Raw genomic sequence first — 3,357 nt, 5'->3', positions numbered from 1 at the left:
GTCGTAGTTGTAGGGCTTGAATCGGGGCATGCGAACGGCTCCTTGTTGCTCGGTGCCAGCCTATCAAATCGGGGGTTTTTCTACAGTCTCAACGCAGAAATAAGCGGCGCCCCGACAGGGGCGTCCGGTGGACGGCCGCCAGGCCGGGAACGAACTTAATTGACTTGTTAGGCGACACCATTGGAATTCCGTATCATAGATAGCGACACCGCCAATAAATCAAGAGAGAAAGCCGTAAACCATGCCACCTCCCCATACAGCTAAGAAGACGCTAACCCAACTAAACCCTGGATCCAAAACACTCACGAATGGGAGCTGAGGGCAATAATAAACAGTTAACTCCTCTCCGGGCTGGTATTGGTCAAGACGCTCATTTACCAGATCCCGATTCGCAGTACTGTTCCACTGTGTTCCGTACTTCCCGAACGAGACTCGGCTCCCAGTCCTCGGCATGCCATTTGCCCGATATTGATATCTAACTTTCGGACAGTAAACCTTTTTACCACTACCTCCATTTGTTCTGCCTGTCCGTATTTTTGCCTCTAAAACGCGCCCCGTGACAGTTGGCCAATTCGGGCTAAGCAAGCCAAACACCATGAAACTTAGGCCGATATAGAAGATATAAGCAAAGAAAAGGACAATAGCTACGAACACCAAGCTGCTAAAGAAGTTTTCCATCGACACCTGCCTCTCGTCCTGTCCTGCACGCCACCGGCCAACCTACTTGTTTCTATGCGCCTAACGGCAAAGCGCACCGGCGCGCTTTAGCGCGTCCGCGTGGCGTGACTAGTGTTCTGTCTGGGTAATTCGTTTACCGATTTTCATTATCAATAGCGCTCAGCTTTGCATGTTCCACGGAAGTCATAATGGACTCGGCGCTTTTGTGCCATTGGAACGGTTTGGCCAGTCTCTCATTGTGCGTTTTGATATAACGCCGAATGGCCGATTTCAATTCGTGGACGCTGGTGAAAATGCCACGATAAAGGGCACGTCGTTCAAGCTGAGCGAACCAGCCCTCGACGGCATTCAGCCAGGAAGCACTGGTCGGGGTGAAGTGGAGCTTAAACCGTGGATGCTTCTCCAGCCACGCCTTCACTTCAGCCGTTTTATGAGTTGAGCTGTTATCGAGAATCAGGTGAAGGTCTTGGTCACTTGGCGTCTGGCGGTCGATCTGCTTTAGAAAGTCGAGGAATTCCTTGGCCCGGTGGCGCTGGGTAATCCGGCCAATCACCTCACCGTTAAGAATGTTCAACGCTGCATAGAGGCTGGTCGTTCCGTGACGCTTGTAGTCATGAGTGCGGCGTTCGACCTGACCAGGGCGAAGCTGAAGCTTGGGTTGTGTGCGGTCCAGGGCCTGGATCTGCGTCTTCTCATCCACCGACAGCACCAATGCGTTATCCGGCGGATTGAGATAGAGGCCAACGACATCGAATACCTTTTCAGCAAAGTCTGGATCGTTGCTGATTTTAAAGGTTTTCAGGCGGTGTGGCTTGAGATCCGCCGCTTGCCAGATCTGGTGGACCTGCCAGCGTGAGACGCCGGCATATTCAGCCATCAGGCGCACACTCCAATGGGTGGATTCACGGGGCAGCTTATGGACAGTATCTTCCAGAATGGTTTTAACCGTCTTTTGATCCAGCTTTCTCGGCTGTCCCGGTCTTGGCGCATCGTTAAGGCCCTGCAGCCCCTGTTCGAGGTAGCGCTTTCGCCACTTGAATACCGTCGGTTTCCCTACGCCCAATGCGTCGGTGACCTGCTTCGGTGACAGGCCGTCATTTAATGACAGAAGAATCCGGGCCCGCTGGACCAAGTTTTGACTGAGCGTGCTTTTTCGCAGCCAACTCTCCAATTCAAGTTGGTCATTAACTGGGAGTTCAAAAGATGCTGGTTGCCGGGCCACTATGCTATTCCTTGCTGGGTGAAAAGGACGATTTATTATAACATAGTAGGTTCATTAATTACCCGGACAGAACACTAGTTATGTGCATCCGGCAACAAACGTCACCGGGTAGCACTCACTGAAAATAGGTAATTGATATTATCTATTCACTCGCTTTTTTAAGCCCACTCACCCCAATATAGCTCGGGACAACATCATTATAATCAATACACCAAGGCAAAATTATTTCTTTAAAGTTATTTCCGCTTTTCAAGATCACCGTAGCGTGCTCAATAGCACATCCCTTGCGCCTCCAAACTTCAATACGTTCTATTTTATACCAGAAAATCAGTATTTTTCTCTTCCTAACTGAAGATAAATTGCTTACAAATATACCCTCTTTACCAATATAAACCCCGAAACGATACACGAAATCATTGATCTTCCCTGTTCCTGTTATCGGATGCTCTGGCAGTTCAGAGTAATCCTCACACTCAGCCAGAATCCTGTTCCAGAAGAGCAACCCGAAAATTCGATCTCTGCCAGCCTTACGAGACAACACATAAATTGTTCGACTTAATATAACTGCGGCCCCTGCATATATCGTTACCGCCAAGGAGTAATAATTGTTCAAAACAATCAATCCCCCGATAAAGATAACCGGTATTAGTAGGCGGCGATACATCGTTTATCTTGAGTGCCTTTTACACATAACGCAGAAATAAGCGGCGTCCCGACAGGGGCGTCCGGTGGACGGCCGCAAGGCCGGGAACGAACTTAATTGACTTGTTATGCAAGTAGATCACCGTAACCCCATATCAGAGTCCCCAGAACAGCAAACCAGAGGGCTGCTTTGGCAATGCGCTGCTTAATAATCGGTAGCTGACTGCCCATGGGCACCCCCAAGCCAGCGGCCACCGAAGCAGAGGAGGTTTTTGACTGTTGCGCTTTTCCAATTCGAAACTCAACAAATAAAGACAGCAGAACCATTACTGCTCCAGAGCGGCAGAACCATTCACCCTCCGGGTGCACTAGAGACGCGACGAGTGAACCGGCGACCCAAAGTACGGCAAGAGCTAGGATCAGAATTTCAGTTCTATCGGAGCGTTTTAGTTTTCCAAACAATCTTTCTTCCTTACTGCATAACGCCAGCCAGCATGCGCGGCTACGAAATGGAGGCGAAGCCGCAATGTAGTCCACGTCGCCGTGCCTGGCCTTGTTATGGCCGAGTTCTCAGAGCCGATTATTGCCCCGGTTATCACCTGATTCTTCACCAGTTTTGCTGGGCCAATTTGGGTTCTGAGCGGCCAGCATATAGACCTCATCATCCATACTGTGATTTTTAGAAAAGTGAGATATTGGCCCCGCTTTGCCAGGCTCAACTGATCCGCCCCACTGATTCTGGACACCGCGTTAAGCGAGTACAATCCGCTTATGAGGTGATCCGAGATGAGCAAGCAAAAGCGCAACCGCTATTC

4 protein-coding genes are annotated in these 3,357 nt (G+C 50.0%); all 4 read right to left on the bottom strand.

Features of this window, described 5'->3' with window-relative positions; genetic code table 11:
- Positions 1–219 precede the first annotated feature (219 nt).
- Entirely contained in the window at positions 220–597 is a 378-nt protein-coding gene (locus DES49_RS15850; protein ID WP_424955242.1) for a DUF3592 domain-containing protein, read from the bottom strand.
- A 214-nt stretch (positions 598–811) separates the two neighbouring features.
- Positions 812–1,900 carry an IS630 family transposase gene (locus DES49_RS15375; RefSeq protein WP_133737324.1) on the bottom strand — a complete coding sequence of 363 codons (1,089 nt, stop codon included), beginning with the start codon at positions 1,898–1,900 and terminating at the stop codon, positions 812–814.
- Positions 1,901–2,042: 142 nt separating this feature from the next.
- A complete protein-coding gene (locus DES49_RS15370) occupies positions 2,043–2,564 on the bottom strand; it encodes a hypothetical protein (protein ID WP_133737323.1) in 522 nt (173 codons plus the stop codon).
- Between the two features lie 104 nt (positions 2,565–2,668).
- Positions 2,669–3,079: a hypothetical protein gene (locus DES49_RS15365; RefSeq protein ID WP_133737322.1), complete on the bottom strand. Its 411-nt coding sequence runs from the start codon at positions 3,077–3,079 to the stop codon at positions 2,669–2,671.
- Between the last annotated feature and the right edge of the window lie 278 nt (positions 3,080–3,357).

Origin of the sequence: Halospina denitrificans (genome assembly GCF_004364635.1) — a bacterium.
Taxonomy (GTDB): Bacteria; Pseudomonadota; Gammaproteobacteria; order Pseudomonadales; family Oleiphilaceae; genus Halospina; species Halospina denitrificans.
Note: the sequence above shows the minus strand (reverse complement) of the source record. Positions and strands in the feature narration are given on the sequence as shown.